General features: G+C 67.7%; 16 protein-coding genes and 1 pseudogene. 6 read left to right on the top strand and 11 right to left on the bottom strand.

Translation table 11 applies throughout. From position 1 onward, the window contains the following. Positions 1–56: 56 nt before the first annotated feature. The 3 genes from KDK82_RS17070 to KDK82_RS17080 all read right to left on the bottom strand — a co-directional run bounded on the left by KDK82_RS17070 (position 57) and on the right by KDK82_RS17080 (position 3,678). Complete coding sequence (locus tag KDK82_RS17070; protein WP_088165706.1) at positions 57–1,709, bottom strand: DUF4139 domain-containing protein; 1,653 nt, start codon at positions 1,707–1,709, stop codon at positions 57–59. Between the two features lie 38 nt (positions 1,710–1,747). Continuing rightward, positions 1,748–2,713, bottom strand: a complete 966-nt coding sequence (gene thiL, locus KDK82_RS17075) for a thiamine-phosphate kinase (protein ID WP_088165707.1) — start codon at positions 2,711–2,713, stop codon at positions 1,748–1,750. Between the two features lie 65 nt (positions 2,714–2,778). After that, positions 2,779–3,678, bottom strand: coding sequence for a LysR family transcriptional regulator (locus KDK82_RS17080; protein ID WP_088165708.1), 900 nt, complete (start codon positions 3,676–3,678; stop codon positions 2,779–2,781). Between the two features lie 70 nt (positions 3,679–3,748). On the opposite strand from KDK82_RS17080, the gene KDK82_RS17085 reads away from it, so the two are divergent. The 4 genes and pseudogenes from KDK82_RS17085 to KDK82_RS17100 all read left to right on the top strand — a co-directional run bounded on the left by KDK82_RS17085 (position 3,749) and on the right by KDK82_RS17100 (position 8,833). Next, positions 3,749–5,185 (top strand): acyclic terpene utilization AtuA family protein, encoded by a 1,437-nt coding sequence (locus KDK82_RS17085; protein ID WP_088165709.1) that lies wholly within the window; start codon positions 3,749–3,751, stop codon positions 5,183–5,185. Next, positions 5,182–5,553 carry a hypothetical protein gene (locus KDK82_RS17090; RefSeq protein WP_088165710.1) on the top strand — a complete coding sequence of 124 codons (372 nt, stop codon included), beginning with the start codon at positions 5,182–5,184 and terminating at the stop codon, positions 5,551–5,553. The genes KDK82_RS17085 and KDK82_RS17090 overlap by 4 nt, the downstream gene beginning before the upstream one ends. Positions 5,554–5,601: 48 nt before the next feature. Continuing rightward, positions 5,602–6,603 (top strand): tripartite tricarboxylate transporter substrate binding protein, encoded by a 1,002-nt coding sequence (locus KDK82_RS17095; protein WP_088165711.1) that lies wholly within the window; start codon positions 5,602–5,604, stop codon positions 6,601–6,603. Positions 6,604–6,708: 105 nt separating this feature from the next. Beyond that, positions 6,709–8,833, top strand: a pseudogene (locus tag KDK82_RS17100) (alpha/beta hydrolase domain-containing protein). Between the two features lie 62 nt (positions 8,834–8,895). Here the strand turns inward: KDK82_RS17100 and KDK82_RS17105 are convergent. The 6 genes from KDK82_RS17105 to apaG all read right to left on the bottom strand — a co-directional run bounded on the left by KDK82_RS17105 (position 8,896) and on the right by apaG (position 14,998). After that, complete coding sequence (locus KDK82_RS17105) at positions 8,896–9,642, bottom strand: hypothetical protein (RefSeq protein WP_012202649.1); 747 nt, start codon at positions 9,640–9,642, stop codon at positions 8,896–8,898. Beyond that, the gene (locus KDK82_RS33405) at positions 9,626–10,090 is read right to left on the bottom strand and encodes a Com family DNA-binding transcriptional regulator (protein WP_306417387.1); all 465 of its coding nucleotides are present in this window, start codon (positions 10,088–10,090) and stop codon (positions 9,626–9,628) included. Before KDK82_RS33405 ends, KDK82_RS17105 begins: the two co-directional genes overlap by 17 nt. Beyond that, a complete protein-coding gene (locus KDK82_RS17115) occupies positions 9,996–11,120 on the bottom strand; it encodes a YbdK family carboxylate-amine ligase (protein WP_013804717.1) in 1,125 nt (374 codons plus the stop codon). Before KDK82_RS17115 ends, KDK82_RS33405 begins: the two co-directional genes overlap by 95 nt. Then, positions 11,110–12,372 (bottom strand): cation:proton antiporter, encoded by a 1,263-nt coding sequence (locus tag KDK82_RS17120; protein ID WP_034389577.1) that lies wholly within the window; start codon positions 12,370–12,372, stop codon positions 11,110–11,112. Before KDK82_RS17120 ends, KDK82_RS17115 begins: the two co-directional genes overlap by 11 nt. Positions 12,373–12,570: 198 nt before the next feature. Then, complete coding sequence (locus KDK82_RS17125) at positions 12,571–14,538, bottom strand: site-specific recombinase (protein ID WP_012202652.1); 1,968 nt, start codon at positions 14,536–14,538, stop codon at positions 12,571–12,573. A gap of 52 nt (positions 14,539–14,590) precedes the next feature. Beyond that, positions 14,591–14,998: a Co2+/Mg2+ efflux protein ApaG gene (gene apaG, locus KDK82_RS17130; protein ID WP_034389582.1), complete on the bottom strand. Its 408-nt coding sequence runs from the start codon at positions 14,996–14,998 to the stop codon at positions 14,591–14,593. A 116-nt stretch (positions 14,999–15,114) separates the two neighbouring features. Between apaG and rpe the strand changes: the two genes are divergently transcribed. After that, the gene (gene rpe, locus KDK82_RS17135; protein WP_012202654.1) at positions 15,115–15,798 is read left to right on the top strand and encodes a ribulose-phosphate 3-epimerase; all 684 of its coding nucleotides are present in this window, start codon (positions 15,115–15,117) and stop codon (positions 15,796–15,798) included. Positions 15,799–15,866: 68 nt separating this feature from the next. Here rpe and KDK82_RS17140 read toward each other — a convergent pair whose 3' ends face one another. Together KDK82_RS17140 and KDK82_RS17145 are read right to left on the bottom strand one after the other, a co-directional pair. Beyond that, positions 15,867–16,154, bottom strand: a complete 288-nt coding sequence (locus KDK82_RS17140; RefSeq protein WP_224986389.1) for a CzcE family metal-binding protein — start codon at positions 16,152–16,154, stop codon at positions 15,867–15,869. Positions 16,155–16,352: 198 nt separating this feature from the next. Further along, positions 16,353–17,399 (bottom strand): porin, encoded by a 1,047-nt coding sequence (locus tag KDK82_RS17145; protein WP_013804713.1) that lies wholly within the window; start codon positions 17,397–17,399, stop codon positions 16,353–16,355. Positions 17,400–17,590: 191 nt separating this feature from the next. Here KDK82_RS17145 and KDK82_RS17150 point away from each other — a divergent pair, with 191 nt between their 5' ends. Further along, positions 17,591–19,300: a hypothetical protein gene (locus tag KDK82_RS17150; protein WP_256974505.1), complete on the top strand. Its 1,710-nt coding sequence runs from the start codon at positions 17,591–17,593 to the stop codon at positions 19,298–19,300. The last annotated feature ends 24 nt before the right edge of the window (positions 19,301–19,324 follow it).

Consider the following 19,324-nt stretch of genomic DNA (forward strand, 5'->3'; position numbering starts at 1 on the left):
CCGGCCGCAGCGGCGCGTCACTCATGGGGCCAGATCATAAGCGCGGCCCTGGTGCTTCACTGACGCTCTTCGACCGCCAGATCCTGCGGATGGCGGATCTGGTGGCGGGCCTCGAAGCTGGCGCTGGCGCCAGCGGCCAGCGGCTGCTGCCAGGCGATCATGCCGTTGCGGTCGTTCCAGCGCGTGGTGGCCGGCTGCGGGTTGTATTGGGACTGCACGCGGATCTGCTCGTTGCGCGAGACGGGTGCGGCGTCCACCACCTGCAGCTCGATGGCGCGGTCATGGCGGTTGTCCACCTGGAAGCGCCGCGTGACCTGGCGTTCGGTGCTGCTGCTGAGCAGGCCACCGCTGCCCGTGGCCGAGTCCACGGGCAGGTTGCGCACCATCACCTTGTCATCGCGGCCGAAAGACAGGCCCTGGGCCAGCGCGGCGGCGTTGCCGAAGTCCAGCCGGCCCTGGCCGGCGAAGGCGCCATCGCGGAACAGGGCCACGGGGCCTGCGGGCCACACGCCGGCCGGCACGGCCAGCTGGGCCACCAGGTAGGCGGCCTCTTCCACGGCGGGCGCCGTGCGCGTGAGCAGGGTGGCCGGCAGGTTCTGCGAGCCCAGGGCCAGGGTCACGCGCTCGCTGCTGGAGGGCACGCTGATGCGGTAGGGCACGGAGAACTGCGTGGCGTAGGCGGTGTTGAGGCTGGCGACATCGAGCACCGGCAGTTCGGCGGCCTCGCCGGCCGCCCCGGGCTTGCGGGCGCGCTCCAGCATCATCGCAGGGGCCGCCGGGGCCGGCGCTGGCGGAGGGGCCATGGCGGCCACGGGGCGGGGCCGTTCCACATCCAGCGTCCAGGGATTGGGCAGGCGCGCCTGCGTGCTGCGCGAAGGCTGGCCCGTGGACAGCAGCAGCTGCACCTGGCTCCAGTCCTCGCCGCTGTTCTGGGCCACCAGGGCCAGGCGTTCGATGGCCACCGTGCCCTTGGCCGGGTCCAGCTGGGCGCGGTAGGTGGGCTGCCAGCTCGGGCCGCGCACCTGGTAGGTCAGCTGCACATTGGCATCGGTGGGGCTGGCCAGTTGCACGGTGACCTTCATCACCTGGGCGTTGCCTGCGCCCGTGCGGTCGCGTTCGAGCTGCAGCGGCCTGAGCTGCTCCTGCAGCGCCTGCTTTTGCCGCAGGATCTGGTGGGCGCGCAGCGTGTTGCCACGGCTGGTGCTGCGCAGCGCCTCGGTGGCGGCACCCAGCTGGCTGGCGGCGGGCAGGGCGGGGGCTTTGGCGTCATCGCCGGGCTTGGCCAGGCCCTGCAGGTAGTCGCCCACGAGCTTGGCGGCGGACTCGTCGGCCTCCAGCGCGGCCAGCTGGTCTTCCAGCGTGCGGATCTGCTGCTCCAGCGGGCTGGCGCAGGCCTTGGAGGCCAGTTCGCGCGGCTGCGACTGCAGCTTGTAGTCGCCCAGGCGCACGCCGGCATCGGCGCTGACCTGCAGGCTCTGCGGGTCGATGGAGCCGGGCAGGCACTCGAACACCAGCTGGCGCGTGGCGGCCGTGATGCGCGCCGTGCGCTCCACCGAGGCCACGCCCGCATACAGGGTGACGCGCGCGATGGGGGCGCGGGCGATGGTGGCTTCCTGGGCTTGTGCCTGGGCCTGGACCGGGGTGCCTGCCAGCAGGAAGCAGGCGGCGGCCAGGGCAGAGAGGGCGGGCAGGGCGGAGCGTTGAACCATGGGCAGTCCTTCTTGGATGAAAGTGGTTTGGCGCGGCGTCAGGCCGCAGCGAAGTGGTCGAATGAGGTCCACCGGGGCGCCATGGCCGCACCGTCCGGGCCGATCAGCCGCAGGCCGGGCGGCTCCTCGATGCAGCCGATGCGCGTGACGCGCGTGGCGGTGTCGCGGCCTGCGGCCTGCACGGCATCGCGCCGGTCGGCCGGGGCCGTGAAGCACAGCTCGTAGTCGTCGCCGCCGGACAGCGTGCACTGGTGCAGCAGGTCGATGGCCAGGGGCGTGTGCCGGCCGGCATCGAGCAGGGGCGTGATCAGGCGCGTATCCAGGCTGGCGCCCACGCGGGATTGCTCGAGGATGTGGCCCAGGTCGCCCAGCAGGCCGTCGCTCACATCCAACGCGCTGCTGGCAATGCCGCGCAGCGCCTGGCCCAGGGCCACGCGCGGCGTGGGCGCTTCCAGGCGCTGGCGCGCGGCGGCCAGCGTGCCGGGTGGCAGGGTGGTGTGGCCCAGCAGGGCTTCCAGCGCCAGGCGGGCATCGCCCAGGCTGCCGCTGACCCAGATATCGTCGCCCGCGCGCGCGCCGCTGCGCAGCAGGGCCTCGCCGGGCGGCACTTCGCCGAAGACGGTGATGCAGATGTTCAAGGGCCCCTGGGTGGTGTCGCCGCCGACCAGCTCGCAGCCGTGGGCGTCGGCCAGGGCCAGCAGGCCGCCTGCGAAGGCCTCGGTCCAGGCCGCATCGGCGCGCGGCAGGGACAGGGCCAGGGTGAAGGCCAGCGGGCGCGCGCCGCAGGCCGCCAGGTCGGACAGGTTCACGGCCAGGGATTTGTGGCCCAGCAGGCGCGGGTCCACGTCGGCGAAGAAATGCCGGCCCTCGACCAGCATGTCGCTGGAGACGGCCAGCTGCATGCCCGGCGCCGGGGCGAGCAGGGCGCAGTCATCGCCCACGCCCAGGGCGGCGCGGCGCACGGGGCGCTGGAAGAAGCGGCGGATCAGGTCGAATTCACCCACGGTGGCGGCTTTCGGTTGCGTTTGGCGATCGGGCTATTGTGCTGCGAGGTTCGTGCTGCCCCGTATCAGGTGGTCTCGCCCGCACCGGGCCGATGCTCCAGCGCCAGCGCGTGGAAGGCCTGTGCGGCCGGCGACAGGCTGCGCTGGCGCCTGCGCACCAGGTACAGGTCGCGCCGGCGGTCGGCATCGGCCAGCGGGCGTGTCACCAGGCCGGGCTGCACGAAGTGGAGCAGCGCCAGGGCCGGCACCACGCTGATGCCCAGGCCCGCGCGCACCATGCCCATCACGGTGGCCAGGTGCTCCACCTCAAGCAAGGTGTTGAGGGGCGGGGCCTGCTCCTGCGATTCCAGGTACTGGCGCACGCTGCTGTGGCGGGCGAGCTGGATGAAGGGTTGGTCCCGCAGGTCGGCCATTGTTGGCGCGGGCAGGGCCGCCAGCGCATGGTCGGCGCGGCAGACCAGGTGCAGCCGGTCGGCGCAGAACCATTCGGCCTGCAGCTCCTCGGTGTCGGCGCGGATGGCGGCCAGCGCCAGGTCGGCCTGACCCGAGGCCACCTGGGCGATGCAGGACTCGGACAGCAGGTCCGACACCTGCAGCTGTATGCCCGGATGGCGCGCATGGAACAGTGCCAGCACGGGCGGCAGCCAGGCCGCCGCCAGCGAAGGCAGCAGGGCGATGGACACGCGCCCGCGCTGCAGCGCCGCCGCCTCGCGCAGGCCGTGCACGGCATCGCCCAGGTCGGCGCGTATGCGCTGCGCGGCATCGAGGAACTGCGCCCCCTCCTGCGTCAGCGCCACATGGCGCGTGCTGCGGTCGAACAGGCGTACGCCCACGCCGTCTTCCAGCCCCTTGATCAGGGCGCTGAAGGCCGGCTGCGACAGATGGCAGCGCTGTGCGGCCAGCGTGAAGCTGCTGAGCTGGGCCAGGGCGATGAAGGCATCGAGCTGGCGGGAGGAGATATTCATCTGGTTTTTGGATGAGTTGATCCGAATAATCGATTTCACAGATTAGCAGCCCTTGCCTACATTGGCCTGCATGGACCACCTGGAAACCTTCTTTGCCCCGGACAAGCCCCCGCTGTGGGTGGGCTGCGCAGCCGGCTTCTCGGGCGACCGCACCGATGCCGCCGCGCCCGTGGTGCGCGCCCTGGCGGCCAGCGGCCAGAGCGCCTGCCTGATCTTCGAGACCCTGGCCGAGCGCACGCTGGCGCTGGCCCAGCTCGCGCGCCGCGAGCAGCCCGACGCGGGCTATGAACCTCTGCTCGAAGACCTGCTGGAGCCCGTGCTGGCCGACTGCCTGGCGCATGGCATACGCATCGTCAGCAACTTCGGTGCGGCGAATCCCGAAGGCGCGGCGCGCTGCATCCAGCGGCTGGCGCAGCGCCTGGGCCTGCGCGTGCCGCGCATCGCCGTGGTGCATGGCGACGATGTCAGCGGCCCGGCGTACCGCGAGGCTCTTCGGGCCGCGCTGGGCGCAGAGTTCCCCGAGGATTCGCTGGTCAGTGCCAACGCCTACATCGGTGCGCGCGCGATTGCCGAGGCCCTGCAGGCCGGCGCCGAGATCGTGGTGGCCGGCCGCGTGTCCGACCCCTCGCTGACCCTGGGGCCGGCCATGGCGCATTTCGGCTGGGCCTGGGACGACTGGGACCGCCTGGCGCGCGCCACCATGGCAGGCCACCTGCTGGAATGCGGCGCCCAGGTCACGGGCGGCTACTTCGCCGACCCGGGCTTCAAGGACGTGCAGGGCCTGGCGCGGCTGGGCTATCCCATTGCCATCATCGAGCCCTCGGGCGACTGCACCATCACCAAGCCCGAAGGCACGGGCGGCCTGGTCAGCGAACGCACGGTCAAGGAACAACTGCTGTACGAGGTGCACGACCCGGCCGCCTACCTGACGCCCGACGTGGTGGCCGACCTGTCCGAGGCCGAGGTGCACCAGGTGGGGCCTGACGCCGTGCGCCTGAGCGGCGTGCGCGGCCATGCGCACAACGGCCACTACAAGGTCAATGTCTGCCATGCCTCGGGCTGGCTGGCCGAGGGCGAGATCTCCTATGCCGGCCCGCGCGCCCTGGAGCGCGCCCGGCTGGCCGGCGAGGTGCTGCGCGAGCGCCTGGGCGGCGAGGCCGCAGGCGACCTGCGCCTGGACTGGATCGGCGTGGCCAGCGTGCTGGGCGACGACGCCGGCCGCTGGCGCGACGCGCAGCCGGCCGGCGCAGCCGCCCCCCAGGACGTGCGCCTGCGCGCCGCCTGGCTGCGCCCCACGCAGGCCCAGGCGCGGCGCCTGCCGCGCGAGGTCAATGCGCTGTACACCTGCGGGCCGGCCGGCGGCGGCGGCGTGCGCACGGCGCTGCGCGCGCGGCTGGGCACGGTGTCCTGCCTGCTGGCGCAGCAGAGCGTCGCCACCGGATGGAAGTGGGCCGAGGGAGATGTCGATAAAGGGGTCGAGAAAGAGGCCGGGGAGCACGCCGCATGAACACACTGCAGACCACGATGCCCGTCACCGTGCCGTTGTACCGCCTGGCGCACGGGCGCACGGGGGACAAGGGCAACCGCTCCAACATCAGCCTCATCGCCTGGAATGCCGCCTGCTGGCCCGTGCTGGTGGAGCAGATCACCGAAGGGCGCGTGGCCGCGCACTTCGCCGCCCGGCGCCCTGCGCGCGTGCAGCGCTTCGTTCTGCAGCGCCTGCAGGCCATGAACTGGGTGCTGGACGAGGTGCTGGACGGCGGCGTCAACGACGCGCTCAACCTCGACAGCCACGGCAAGGCGCTGTCGTACTGGCTGCTGCAGATGCAGGTCCAGGTGCCGGCCTCGCTGCTGCCCCACCTGGCGCCGGAGTAGCCGGCAGCACCCGCCCGTCACACATTCATCACAACAAAGGAGACAGACATGAACTTTTCGCAGAACCTTCCCCGCCCCCATGCGCTCGTGCTGGCCGCCTGCGCGCTGGCAGCCGCCGCCGCACCGGCACTGGCACTGGCACTGGCACTGGCACAGGACTATCCGTCCAAGCCCATCACCTTCGTCGTGCCGTTTGCGGCCGGCAGCGCCACCGACCAGCTGGCACGGGCGCTGGGCCAGGCCGTGACCACGGCGACCAAGCAGGCCGTGGTGGTCGAGAACAAGGGCGGCGCCAGCGGCATGATCGCGGCCCAGCAGGTGGCGCGCTCGGCGGCCGATGGCTACACGGTGCTGATCACCACCAACACCACGCATGCGGCCAACCAGCATCTGTACAAGAAGCTGCCCTATGACGCGGTCAAGGACTTCGCGCCCGTGGCCGGGTTGGGCAAGGGCGGCCAGGTGCTGGTGGTGCGCGCCGATGCGCCGTACAGGAACGTGGGCGACCTGCTGGCGGCGGCGAAGAAGCAGCCGGGCAAGCTGTCGTTCGGCAGCGGCAGCTCCTCCAGCCGCGTGGCCGGTGAAATGCTCAAGCAGCTGGCCGGCGTGGACCTGATGCACGTGCCCTACAAGAGCAATCCGCTGGCCATCACCGACCTGCTGGGCGGCCAGATCGACCTGATGATCACCGACACCTCCACCGGCGTGCCCCAGGTCAAGTCGGGCAAGCTGCGCGCCCTGGGTTACTCCACCACCAAACGCAGCCCGCAGCTGCCCGAGGTGCCCACGCTGGAGGAAGCCGGCGTCAAGGGCTACGACATGGGCTACTGGTTCGCGGCCTACGCGCCCGCTGGCACGCCCGAGGCCGTGGTGGCCCGTCTGAACCGCCTGCTGTCCGACGCCGTGCACAGCGCGGGCGCCAAGTCCTTCTTCGAGATGTCCGGCTCCGAGGGCTGGACCGCCACGCCCCAGGAGCTGGCCGCCTTCCAGGCGGGCGAGACCCAGAAGTGGGGCCAGGTGATCAAGGCCGCCGGCATCCAGCCCGAGTAGGCCGCTTCCCTCTCTCCGTTCCCTTTTTTCGAACCGTCCTAGGCCGCCGCAATGCACGGCGGCCAGGGCGGAGCCTTGCCTGTGCCATGACCCCAAGGAGACAACATGCACATCAGATCCACCCATCCACTGGCCCTTGCCCTGGCCGCATCCGGCCTGCTGACCGCCTGCGGCGGCAGTGACTCGCCCGCCGGTTCGCAGGCGCCGCGCATGCAGCTGAGCATCAGCGCCACCGAGGACTTTGCCGGCAGCTACGGAAGTGTCGGCGCCTACGAAAAAGTGATCGGCGTGCTGCGTGGCGAGCTGGACCCGGCCGACCCGAAGAACGCCGTGATCCAGGACCTGGCGCTGGCGCCCGTCAATGCGCGCGGCATGGTGGAGTACAGCACCGACTTCGTCATGCTCAAGCCCAAGGACATGTCCAAGGCCAGCGGCGTGCTGCGCTATGACGCGCCCAATCGCGGCAACATCCTGACCATGCCCAACCCCACGGCCACGCCCGGCGATGCGGTCTACCTGGAGCGCGGCTATGTGCTGCTGTACTCGGCCTGGCAGGGCGACGTGCCCAAGTCCACGCCCGCGCGCCTGACGGTCACCGTGCCCGTGGCCCGCAACAAGGACGGCAGCAGCATCACGGGCAGCTACCGCACCGAGCTGGTTCCGGCCGCCGCCGTGCCCTCCATGACCCTGCCCGGCGGCGTGTTCAACGGGACCATGATTCCCTACGAGCCCGCCAGCCTGGACAACACGCAGGCCGGCTACTCGCTCACGCGCCGCATCAACGAAACCGATGCGCGCCAGCCCGTGCCTGCGGGCGACTGGAAGTTCGCCAGCTGCGATGCCGCCGCCAATCCCTTCCCCGGCACGCCTGCGGCCACCAGCGTCTGCCTGAAGGGCGGGTTCGATCCGCAGTACCTCTACGAGCTGGTCTACGTGGCCAAGGACCCCAAGGTCATGGGCGTGGGCCTGGCCGCGCTGCGCGATACCGTGAGCTTCTTCCGCGCCAAGGCGGCCGACGCCGACGGCAAGGCCAATCCGCTGGCTGGGCGCATCACGCACACCATCGGCCAGGGCACCTCGCAGTCGGGCAATGCCATGAAGACCTTCCTGCACCTGGGCTTCAACCAGGCGCTCGATGGCGGCAAGGTCTTCGACGGCATGTATGCCCACGTGGCCGCGCGCCAGACCAACATCAACACGCGCTTCGCCGTGCCCGGCGGCGGGGGCGGCCTGCGCACCGACCACACGGCCTTCGGACAGACCGCGCCGCGCGGCCTGGACAAGGACTACAGCGATGAGGTCAGCGGCCGCCAGGGCGGCGTGATGAAGCGCTGCGAAGCCAGCAATACCTGCCCCAAGTTCTTCCTGGGCCTGTCCGGCACGGAGTTCTGGCAACTGCAGGGCTCGCCCGTGCTGACCGATGCCAACGGCCTGCGCGACATCGCCCAGCCCGCCAATGCGCGCATCTATCTACTACTACGCCAGCACCCAGCACGGCGGCGCAGGCGGCACGGCCAGCATCGGCTATGCGCCCACGCGCAATGTCTATCCGGCCGGCACCGTGGTGCACTTCAACGACACGTTCCGCGCGCTGTTCATCGCGCTGGAGGACTGGGTGGTGCGCGGCACCGAGCCGCCGGCCAGCCAGGTGCCCAGGCTGGCCGACGGCACCCTGGTGCGGCCCGACAAGCTGGTCTTTCCCGCCATGAAGGGCCTGAGCTGGAGCGTGGGCGGCGTGCAGACCGCCATCCCCGAGTTCCGCTACCTGGCGCGCCACAACGGCTTTGCGCTGCTCGACTTCGGCCCGCAGTACGTGCCGCAGGACGAAAGCGGCATCGCCACGCTGCAGCCGCCGCGCGCCACGGGCAAGGACTACGCCATCCTCGTGCCCCAGGTCGATGCGGCCACCGGCCTCACGCGCGCAGGCATCCGCAGCGTGGAGGCGCGGGCACCGCTGGGCACCAGCATGGAGTTCAACTACGTGGCCACGCCGGGCATCGTGGACCTGTCCAACCTCACGGGCAGCTTCATTCCCTTCCACAAGACGCGCGCGGCGCGGCTGGCGGCCGGTGACGGGCGGCCTTCACTGGAGGAGCTGTATGTCGACCAGGCCGGCTACGTGAGCGCCGTCACGGCTGCGGCCCAGGACCTGGTGCGCCAGCGCCTGCTTCTGCAGCGCGACGCCGACGCGCAGATCACCGCCGCGCGTGCGGCGGCGGTACTGCCTTGAGGGTCTAATGCCCTGACTTGCATGGCGGGGGCTGACGGCGTGGGCTGCAAGCCCCTGTACGCTCAGGGGTGTGCAACCGATTTGTGGGCGCGCGTCCAATAGCTCATCAGGTTCGTGAAATAAAAACCTGCTGCGGGCTTGGCCGGATCATGAATGCTGAACACACACACCTTGCCATCATCTCGAGATACATAGTTTCCCGAGAATTCCGACCAGTAGATGGGTAGTTTGTAAACAATGGATTTGGTTTGTTTGTCGATGAATCTAACCTTGTGCCCGACGGCGCCATGGAACACGATGCTTTCAAGCACCATGCGATACCAGCGATCACCCTGAAGTTTTGCCTGTCCGATAGCGCCTCTTGGATGCTGTGCCGACGGAGGGTGATGCGATTCACCATTATTGAAATCGTTCGTGATTTCGATTTCCTCCAGAGCGACACTACCGCCTGCATAGCCCCATTTGCCTGCAATGGCTGCAGCGCCACGGTTGTCGCCTCTTACATAGGGAACGCTGTTCCAGCCCTTGTGGCGAGAGATGATGCCCGTGTGGCACGACTCGATTTCAAGGAAGTCTTCGACAAACTTCACATCCATCGCGACAGTATGGCGATTGTTTTTCCTGTCATACCCGGATGGCTTGCCCGCGTCGTCGAATACGAGCGTATAGGGGTTGGTCGGCAAGATATGGTGCGATCCCGGCACCACAGGAATACCGCTGGCATTGGATGCGAAATAGATGACTTCGTTGTTCGGTGTGCTGGACAACACGTCGCCATCGGCAATTAATACCTTAGTTGCTTGAGCCATGGTGGCTTCCTTTCTTCAAGGGCGCTCGTAGGCACTCGGGTTCGGGGCTCATATGGGCTCTCAAGGAATTGAGCGTTCCGCAGCGTGGGCATTTGATGCTTAGTTGCTGGAAAACTCCCATTGCCAGTTTGCGGTTGCAACTGGCACATCTGACCTCTTGCATGGCGCGACCCTCCGGACTTGATGGAGAACATCGCGGATCAGGCCGCCAAGGCTCGGCCACCCTCTCCAACGCAATTTCATTGTGCTGGGGCCACAGCGTGTTGTGTGGAGGAACGCCGCTTTGTCGAACGTGAGTGCTTGACGCACAACCTGCGGTAGCAGCCCTTGGATGCATGCAGTGCCAGTCGTGTCTACACGGCCTGACCGCGAAAGCGCATGGCCGCCTGGCGCGAGACCTCGGCCAGCAACTGCTCGCTGCGCTGGCGTTCGCGCAGCCAGCGGGCATCGTTGCTGCCGGCGGCCACGTCGCTGCGCAGCAGGTGCAGGGCAGGCGCGGCGCCATGGCGGGCCGCGTAGTCGGCCACGGCATCCATGGTCTTGAGGATGTGGTCGGCCAGCGGCATGTGCTCGCCCGTGGCCGGGTCCACGTACACGGCCTCCAGGCCGAAGCGGCAGGCCTGGAAGCGGTTGTAGGTGTAGACCAGATAGTCGTCTTCCACAGGCGTGAAGGGCTGGGTGTCCATGAACCAGGCGGCCAGCGCCTGCACGTAGCCGGACAGGGCGGCTGCGCGCTCGATGGTCAGCGGCGTGTCGAACACGCGGATCTCGATGGTGCCGAACTCGGGCTTGGGCCGGATGTCCCAGTAGAAGTCCTTCATGCTCTTGACCACGCCCGTGCGCGTCATCTTGTCGAAGTACTGCTCGAACTCGCTCCAGTGCAGCACGCAGGGCGCGCGGCCCGACAGCGGAAAGGCGAACACCGAGTTCAGCCGCGCCGAGTCGAAGGCCGTGTCATGGCCCTGCACATAGGGGCTGGAGGCCGACAGCGCAATGAAGTGCGGGATGTAGCGCGACATGCGGTGCAGCATCAGCAGGGCCGCATCGGCGTCGGGGCAGCCGATGTGAACGTGCTGGCCGAAGATGGTGAACTGCTTGGACAGGTAGCCGTACAGCTGCGACAGCTCCTGAAAGCGCGGCTTGTCGTAGATGCGCCGCTCATGCCACTGCTGGAAGGGGTGGGTGCCGCCGCCCACCACGGCGATGTTGAGCTTGTCGGCGCTTTTGACCAGGGCATCGCGGATCTGGCTGAGCTGGCCCAGCACCTCCGAGGCCGAATGGCAGACGCTGGTGGAGATCTCGATCATGCTGTTCGTCATCTCGGGCACCACGCTGCCGGGCAGCGGGTTCTTGAGCATGAGGCGCAGCATGTCCTCGGCGTAGGGGGCCAGGTCGTAGTCGTGGGTGTTGACCAGCTGCAGTTCCAGCTCCACGCCCAGGGTCAGCGGTTCGGACGAGTTGAAGGCTTCAAGACTCACGTTCATCTCCTGCAGTATTCGTGCGGCTCAGCGGCTTCCAGGGACGGGAGCTTTCGCCGGAGCGGTAGATGGCCACGGTGGCCAGGGCGGCGCCCAGCACCTCCATCACCAAAATGGTGGGCAGGGCCACGCCTGCGATCTGCGCGCCCAGCTCGGGCGCGGCGGCCACGAACTGCGATGCAATCAGCAGCGCCACCGACGACATGGGCGCCATGGCGCAGCCCACCCAGAAGGCCTGGCGCCAGTTGGCGCCCGTGCCCACATTGCCCACGGCCACGCCCATGGTCTTGGCGACCAGGCGCGCCAGGATCACGGCGCCCACCACGCCGGCCACCGGCGCGCTCCAGTCGGCCTGCGCGGCCACGGTGGAGACCAGCACGAACATCAGCATGGTCAGCAGCGAGGCCGCCGTGCCCAGCTGGCGCGGCCAGGCCCAGGGGCGCGGGTTGAACTGCTTGAGCAGGATGCCGCCCAGCAGCGCCGCCAGCGGCGCCGAGCCGCCCAGGTACGAGGCCACAGGCACGCTGGCCGAGATCAGCGTGAGAAAGAGGATGGAGGTGTTCTCGCTGGCCGGGCTCATGAAGCGCAGCGCCAGGCGCATCAGCACGGCCAGCACCAGGGCCACGGCCACCGAGACGCCCAGCACCACCAGCACCGGCATGATCGAGGCCACGAAGCCCGCCTTGGGCTGCGTCAGCATGCCCGCCTTGGCGCTGCCCAGGGCCAGCGCATACAGCGTGGACAGGGTGGCCAGCACCAGGCCGCGATCGGTCACGGCGCCTGCGGCACGCATGTCGGCCACCACGCGCGTCAGCACCAGAGGCGAGGCCGCCATGGCCACCAGGGCCAGCGGCCCGGCCACTTCGGGGGCCACGCCCAGCCAGCGCAGCACCAGGGAGACCAGCACATAGGTCAACGCGGATTCGGCTACGCTTTGCACCAGCACCATGGGGTTGTGGCGGAACCAGCGCAGCGTGATGCGCCCGCCGCATTCGAACAGCACGATGGCCACGCCCAGCTCCAGCAGGAACAATCCCGTGCCCTGCAGCGGCCAGGCGGTATTGGCGCCAAAGCCGATCAGCCCGGCAATGCCGCCGACCAGCGAATAGCCGACCACCTTGGGCAGGGCCGCATGGCGCTGGCAGGCGTAACCCACCATGGTGGCCACGGCCAGCAGCAGGGACCATTGCACCGTGGCCAACCCGGCCGATGGCCGCAGCCACGGTTCCCAGAAGCTCAGCATGTCATTCATAAGCGAGGTCCTTTGCGCGAGCCAGTGGCCCGCAAGCGAAGCTCCGCAAGGCCTTCCCTGCGGCGCGGGCAAGCCCGCGTCCCGTGCGCTTGGCACGGGGACACTTCGTTGGCGATCCACTGGCGTGACTGCCGGGCTGCAAGGCCGGGCGGGCACGCCAGCACGTGGGTTCCGCGTGGTTCCCGAGGTCCCGCAGGCTCAGGGGCGGAAGAAACTCAGCGGCGCTGTGCGCAGACGGCGGCGGATGGCCGAATAGATGCGCGAGCGGTCGACTCCGCTGACATTGTGTGCCCTCATCGCAACGCGGAATGCCAGATAAAAGCTGACAGTGACATTCAACGCGCCATTGACCGGCAGTAGGGCAACCGCCCACCAGAACATATCGGAGTGCAGCACCTGCCAGCCCAGGGCGGCCATGGCGGCACCGATCTGGCCGGCCGACAGCGTGACGTGGCGCACCTCCAGCCCCAGGCCGAAGAAGGCAGCGAACGCGGGCACCAGGCCCAGCATCATGCCCAGCGAGACGTTGGCGGCAAAGCCCGAAATGTTCTTGCGCCAGAAATGCGCCCAGCGGTCGGCGCGCTTGGCACCCAGCCAGCGCGTGATGCCGGGGTTGTAGCGGATCACCGAGTCCAGCCGGCGCAGCACGAACCAGTTCTCCGCCCAGCCCGCGATCAGGCTGCTGGCGAACAGCAGCACGCCCGTGAAGGCCGCGAACAGCGGCGACATGCCCAGCAGGCTCAGCGAGTCGAGCACGGCAATCGCATGCGGCCCGTCAATCGGCGTGTGGCCGAACAGCTGAGCATAGCCCAGCGACAGCAGCAGCACCATGGGCAGCACCACCAGCACGTTGCCCAGCACGGCCGCCACCTGCGAGCGCACCAGGTGGGCGACCTCGTCCACGAACTCCTCGATGGCCTCGCTGGCGCGCAGGTCCTTGAGCTTGGCGGCCATGGCCGGTGCCGTCATGGCCGGCTGCTTGGTCGCCACCGTGAAGTGCAGCAGCTGGATCAGCACAAAGCTGATGGAGTAGTTGATGCCCGCCGCCAGCCCGCCCCAGAATGCCGACAGCCCCAGCGCGTAGAGCGCGAATTTCAGCAGCGTGGTGAAGGCCATCACAAAGCCGCCGCCGGCGGCCTTGGTTGCCATGGACAGGTATTCGCGGCCGGTGCGCGTGATGTAGTGCTCGCCCGTCTCGGCGCTGCGCTCGGCCACCTTGGCCGCCAGCAGCGAGGTGTTGGTGGACAGCAGCGCGCGCAGGCTGCGCCGCTCAATGCCCACGGACACCAGGTTGGCCAGCAGGTCGGCCGTCTCGGTGGCGCGGTTGTCGGCCACCAGGCAGTCCAGCAGGCGGCGCACGCGCAAAATGCGCGCGCGCAGCTGGCGCAGGCGGAACACCAGGCCCACCGAAATCCCTTCGGACTCGAAATGTGTGTAGACCGATGTCACGGCCGCGCGGCAGGCATCCAGGCGCTCACGCAGCCGGGCCTCGGCCGCATCGCGCCGGTCATTGGTGCGCAGCGCGTGCATCACCTCCACGCGCAGGCTCTCGGCGTCGTGGATCAGGGCGTGGAAGGGCTGGTCGTCGCGCGCCTGCTCGTCCATGCGCAGGCGCAGTTCGGGCGAAAAGCCCGTGGACAGGATCTGCCCCGTGCAATAGGTGATGGAGCCGAGCAGGCTGTTCTGCCAGAAGCTGCTGCCCTGGCCCTCGCTGCCATCGGTCAGCAGCAGTGCGATGCGTTCGAGCAGCGGCGCCTCCAGCGCGTGCAGCCAGCGCGCGTCGAATTCGTCGGGCATGGCCAGCATGAACAGCTCGGAGGCATCCACCGTCTCGGGCGTGCTGGGCAGCAGCTTGTAGCGTGCGCGCTCGGACAGCTCGCTGAACATGTTGGTGCGCGGCGCAAAGCCGAAATCGGCCAGCAGCGCCGTGATGTCCACGGTGTCGATGAAGCGCAGCCACCAGGCATGCAGGCGCTGGCGCACGGCCGGGTCGGCCTCCACGGCCTCCACCAGCAACTGCACACGCTGCACGGCGCCGTCCACCGACGGCTTGGGCGCGCGCACCCACTCCAGCAGGTGGATCAGCCAGATATGGCGGTGCGCGAGGTCGGCCTCGGGGTCGAGTGCGGCCAGAAGGCCGGGCAGGTCTTGGGTGATTCGCTTCATGTAGGGGTCTTGCGGCAGGGCGGAAGACTAGCGCCTCCCCCGAGGAACGCGCTCAGTGCAGCACGCGGTTGTCAGGGTCTGGAAAGCTGTCGCCGCCGGCACCGGATATCAGCTGGAATCGCGGAATGCTGCACTCGAAGACCTCGCCCTCGTGGCTGATGCACAGATAGCTGCCCTGCATGCTGCCGTTGGGCGTGCGCAGCTGGCAGCCGCTGGTGTACTCGAAGGTCTCGCCAGGCTGCAGCAGCGGCTGGCGGCCGATCACCCCCAGGCCCTTGACCTCTTCGACATGGCCCAGTTCGTTGGTGATGATCCAGTGGCGCGCGATCAACTGGCCCGGCACCTGGCCGGTATTGGTCACGGTGATCGTGTAGGAGAAGGCGTATACGCCCGCCGCTGGAGCGGATTGCTCTGGCAAAAAGGCGGGGCGGACCTGGACCTGGAACTCGTTCATGGGCATGGCGGCAATGGTAACTGCCCGCAATGTACCGGCTTGCGAACGTCCCCACGCGCCGCCGCCCATGGCTTTGTGCCGTCGCTGGTGCCGGCATGGGCTAGCTGCGACAATCGCAGGCCATGAGCCCCACCTACCGCATCGCCCCCTCCATCCTGTCTGCCGACTTCGCCCGTCTGGGCGATGAGGTCAAGAATGTGATCGCCTCCGGCGCCGACTGGATCCACTTCGACGTGATGGACAACCACTACGTGCCCAACCTCACGTTCGGTCCCATGATCTGCGAGGCCCTGAAGCCCCATGCGAAGACGCCCGACGGCCAGCCCGTGCCCATCGACGTGCACCTGATGGTCTCGCCCGTGGACGAACTGGCCACGGCCTTCGCCAAGGCCGGCGCCGACTACATCAGCTTCCACCCCGATGCCACGGCCCACGTGCACCGCAGCATCCAGAACATCCGCGCCCAGGGCGCCAAGCCCGGCCTGGTGTTCAACCCCGCCGCTCCGCTGGACGTGCTGGACTGGGTCATCGACGACATCGACCTCATCTTGCTGATGAGCGTGAACCCCGGCTTCGGCGGCCAGAGCTTCATCGACAGCACGCTGCGCAAGATCGAGGCCGCGCGCAAGCGCATCGAGGCCAGCGGCCGCGACATCCGCCTGGAAGTGGACGGCGGCATCAAGGAAACCAACATCCGCCGCGTGGCCGATGCCGGTGCCGACACCTTCGTGGCGGGCAGCGCCATCTTCGGCAAGCCTGACTACAAGGCCGTGATCGACGCCATGCGCGGCGCCCTGGCGGCCTGAGCTTCGGCCTGCCTCCAGCAAAAAAGGGGCCCGCGAATTGCGGGCCCTTTTCGTTGCCAACGGCGCTTTCAGCCGCCCAGCTCATGCTCTCCGGGCATGACGAAGATGCTCTTGCCCTGCGTGTCGAAACCGGGCGGCGCAAAGCGCGCCACCGGGACATGGTTGTGCTGGATGGAGCTGACCTTCCACGCGAATGTGCGGCCCTGGCTGGTGAAATTCACGGTTTCGCCGCAGGCGATATTGATGGGCGCTTTCTGCGATAGATCGACAGTACGGTAGACGCCCGCAGGCGCGGGCGATCCGTAATAGGATTTGCCGTTTGCAAAGCGTTCCGCATGGGCCGGCAATGCAGCCATGACGATTGCTGCGGTGCCCAATATGAATATGGATTTCATTGAATATGCCTCCGAAATAGGGCGGATACATGGGCGGATTCATAAAATCCGCCATGAACTGTATTCAGTCCATGGCGGAGACCGTAGAGTCATTGGCTTCTATATATCCGGGCAGCCGGATGACATTTCAGCCATATTGCCGCAAATGCGTGGAAATCTTCAGAAACTGTGGCGCATGCCGAGTTCAGCGCCTGTGGAGCTGCCGCCCGCAGCCAGTCCGGTGGTGCCGCCATTGAGGCTGAAATTGGCCCCGCCCTTGTTGGTCACGCGTGCAAGGGTTCCGTACAGCGCCGTGCGCCGCGACAGGTTGTGCACATAGCCGATCGCATACCTGTTGGCATCGCTGCCATTGAAGGCCACCGGGCCACGGCGCGAATCGGTGCGCACATAGGAGGCGCGGATGTAGTTCGCCCCCACGGGCACGGTAAGGCCGACCTGCCAGCGGTCCTCGGAGCCCGCGATGCGGGTTCCATAGGTGCCATAGGGCAGGTCCTCGCGCTGGAAATACCCCATCAGCTTGGCAAAGCCGAAATCGTAAGAGGCGCCTGCGCCGTATTGCTTGAGCTTGGTGCCCGCAGCGTTCACATCGGTCGAGCCATAGGTGAGCGCCAGGTTCAGAGGGCCGTTGTCGTAGGTCAGGCGGCTGCCGAAATGGCGGCCGGCGCTGCTCACGGGGTCTTCGTCCAGGGCATACATCACTTCTGCCTGGAAACCGCTCCATTTGGGAGTGAAGTACTGGATGGCGTTGTCGCTGCGGTAGTAGTTCGAGAAGGTTCCGGGCAGGCGGCTGATGATGTTGGAGTTTGCGAGGCCGATCACGTTGAACGGGTCGAACTTGGTGGGATTTTGCGCGGCCGGCGTGAAATCGCGGCCCAGGCGCAGCTCGCCGAAGCCGCCCGCCAAGCTCACCGTGGAGCGGCGCTGGAAGAACTTGCCATTGGCGTTTGTCGTGCCGGTGTCGGCATAGAGGTCGGACTCCAGCCAGAACTCGGCCCTCAATCCGCCGCCCAGATCCTCGGTGCCGCGAAAGCCAAACCGGCCCGATGACAGCCCGCTGTTGTTCATGGTCATGTTGCTGGGCAGATCGCTGTTCTTCACATAGCGCCCATTGACGTCAACGATGCCGAACAGGGTGATGGATGACTGCGCGCTGGCCGCCAGCGAAATGACGGGCAGTGCGGCCGCCAATATACGATTGAATTTCATGCCTGGTCCTTGTATTGAATGTGGATTCCATGCGCATCCATTTCAAAACGGATGCTGTTGTAAATACTAGAATTCACAGGACGGCGCCAGGAGCCTTGAAAAGGAATCGACGGGGGGTGGCAAGCCAATCACAGGTTTTTAGGGCTCAACATGTTCCGTCCGGCCAACACCAATGGATTGCAATACCATTCATGGCAGTTATCTTTCTTCAATATGTCTTGAATGTCACTTTTCTGTTGGGTAGATGGATTCTGGAGATTGATAGCATCCCGGGGGTTGAATCCGGTAAAGAAGAAAAAATCAATTCGTATCGGGTTGTTGATACGGCTGTGAGCAGGTATCGCAAGATAGGAGGGGACAGAAAAATGCGGCGCGAGGATGTCAAGCTGAGGATGCTGGCCAGGCGAGGGGACACGGGCGCCAGGCTTCAGCTCGGGGAGGCGTATCTGACCGGGGGCCCCGGCGTTTCCAGGAGCATCCCGGTGGGGTTGGAGTATCTGCAGGCCGCACTGCCTCAGGCCAGGCGCCAGGCCTCGGTCTGCATAGCCTTGCATCTGCCGCTCAGGGAATTGCTGGAGCACGGGCTGCTGGAGACCCTGAGGATCGCGGCGGAGTATGAGGATGTCGGGCGCCAGAAGCTTGCCGCATGGCATCTCATCCGGGGGGAGCTCGATCTGGCTCTGGAGTGCCTTGGCAAGTGCAGCGCCGCCCTGCCAAGCCATCTGGCAAGCAGCGTGTCTGCGCACACATCCGGCGAGCTGCTGCAGGCGTTGCAGATCCTGCGCGCCATACAGCCGCTGGACATTGCCGAAGTCATGGCCTGCGAGGCCCGGCAGGCCATGGCCAAGGGCCAGTCGCACCGCGCCGTGCGGATGCTGGAGCTCCTGCGCGACCTGCCTCATGCCGCTCATGGCCCGGTCATGCAGCAGCTGATTGCCGACCTGGTCCACCAGGCGGAGGTGGCGGGCCATGGCCTGGGACGGTTGACCGTGGGCTGGATCGAAGCCAGCCTGGACCGGTGCGCCGCCAATGGAGACGTCCGCGCCTGCCACGTGCTTGGACGGGCGCTTTCGGGGCTGCCCTGTGCACACCTGGCTCCCGAAAACCTCGTGAATGCGCAGAACCTGCGCAAGGCCGCAGCCCTGCTGCTGCGCGCTGCCGATGGCGGCATCGTCACCGCCTGGCTGCACCTGTTCCGCATCTGCTCCGACTACCGCAGCTCGGTGGCCAATCCCACCCTGGCACGCTTTTGCCTGGAGAAGGCGGCACGTCACGGGCTGCCCGAGGCCGAGCGCCGTCTGGGTGCGCTGGTGCTGCGTGATGCCACGCACATCGAACCCATGGAACAGGGCGTGGCCCTGCTCCATGCTGCAGCGGCCAAGGGGGACGTGCTGGCCGGGCTGCTGCTGCGTTCCTTGCTGCTGCCCATGGGCGGTGACAACGAGGAGGAGGCCCTCGCAGCCATCGAGGCCGTACAGCCAGATGCCCCGCTGCTGGCCATGCGCCTGCGCCTGGCGCGCGTGTTCGGGCTCACCAAGCTGGAGGCGCTGTCGGTCAATCCCTCGACCGCCATGCGTCCCTGGGGGCTGGTGGTGGGCCACAACCCCCTGGTGGCGAAGGCCCGGCTGTGCGAGCCCCGTGCCGTGCCCGCTACCACGCCCGATGCCCTGCGCTGCCTGGAGCAGGCCGCGTCCATGTTCTCGGCGCAGCACGGGGAATCCCTGGCGCCGGAAGGCTCGCTGAGGGCCCGATCCCTGCAGATGCGGCGGCTGTTTCACCGCCTGCAGATCAGTGAAACGGTCTTTTTCGCCTCCGCCTCCTCCCGGCAGCGCGAGGCCATTCGCGTTGGCACGAAATGGGCCAGGCGGCAGCAGCAGATCCTCCGGCAGGTGCTGGCCTGAGCCCTGCCTGTGCCCGCGTGCGAA

It is taken from the genome of Delftia sp. K82 (assembly GCF_002193035.1).
Classification (GTDB): domain Bacteria; phylum Pseudomonadota; class Gammaproteobacteria; order Burkholderiales; family Burkholderiaceae_C; genus Comamonas; species Comamonas acidovorans.